We start from the raw sequence: 1,115 nt of genomic DNA, 5'->3' as shown, positions 1-1,115 counted from the left end.
TGTTGTGGGTCATGAGGTTCTTGCCACGGGGTACGGGCTGAGATGAGACGAGCGGGTCCCTGCCGCAGGATGGAAGTTCCTCAACAACCCACCTGCCAGAAGAGACCCGCTCATGACTCACGCTAACGCACCCCTGACCCCGACCGGCCGGCTGCGCATGGTCCAACGCCACCTGCACGACGGGATCCCGCAAGCACACGTGGCCGCCGAGTTCCGTGTGAGCCGGCCCACGGTCGCCACGTGGGTCGCCCGCTACCGCGCCCAGGGAGAAGCCGGCCTTCAGGACCTGCCCAGCCGGCCGCACCGTTCACCTGCCCAGCTCGATCCGGTCCTGGTGGCCCAGATCCACTCCCTGCGGCGGGAGCGCAAATGGTCCGCCCGCCGGATCCATCACCACCTGCGCACTGAAGGCCACACTGTGTGTCTTCGCACCGTGGGCCGGTGGCTGCACCGGGCCGGGCTCTCCCGGCTGCGTGATCTCACCCCGGCCGGGGAAGACCTGCGACAGAAGCCGCAGCGGATCATCGCCTGCACCCCGGGGCACATGGTGCACATGGACGTGAAGAAGATCGGGCGCATCCCCGAGGGGGGAGGCTGGCGTGCTCACGGCCGGGACTCCGAGAACGCGCGAGCGGCCAAACGCGGGCCTGGCCGCCGGGTCGGCTACACCTACCTTCACTCGGCGATCGACGGGTTCACCCGGCTGGCGTACACCGAGGCGTTGGAGGACGAGAAGGCGGTGACCACGATCGGGTTCTACTGCCGGGCGAGGGCGTTCTTCGCCGCCCACGGCATCACCGTGGACCGGGTGGTCACGGACAACGGGAACAACTACCGGGCCGGGGACTTCACCCGGAAGGTCGTCTCGCTCGGGGGCCGGCACCACCGGATCCGCCCCTACACCCCTCGTCACAACGGGAAGGTCGAGCGGTACAACCGGCTGATGGTCGACGAGGTCCTCTACGCCCGCCCCTACACCTCAGAGAACCAGCGGCGTGAGGCGTTGGCGGTGTGGGTGAACCACTACAACTACCATCGGCCTCATACCTCCTGCGCAGAGGCTCCTCCGGCCTCACTGGCCCCGGCCCGAGTCAACAACGTCATGCCCTCCTACA

1 protein-coding gene is annotated in these 1,115 nt (G+C 68.3%); it reads left to right on the top strand.

Going from position 1 to position 1,115, the window contains the following annotated elements:
• Positions 1-112 precede the first annotated feature (112 nt).
• The coding region (locus AB0302_RS11395) for an IS481 family transposase (protein WP_366372175.1) at positions 113-1,115 on the top strand (1,003 nt) is incomplete at its 3' end.

Source organism: Micrococcus sp. NPDC078436 (assembly GCF_040702705.1).
Classification (GTDB): Bacteria; Actinomycetota; Actinomycetes; order Actinomycetales; family Micrococcaceae; genus Micrococcus.
This window is presented reverse-complemented; position numbering and strand designations above follow the sequence as displayed.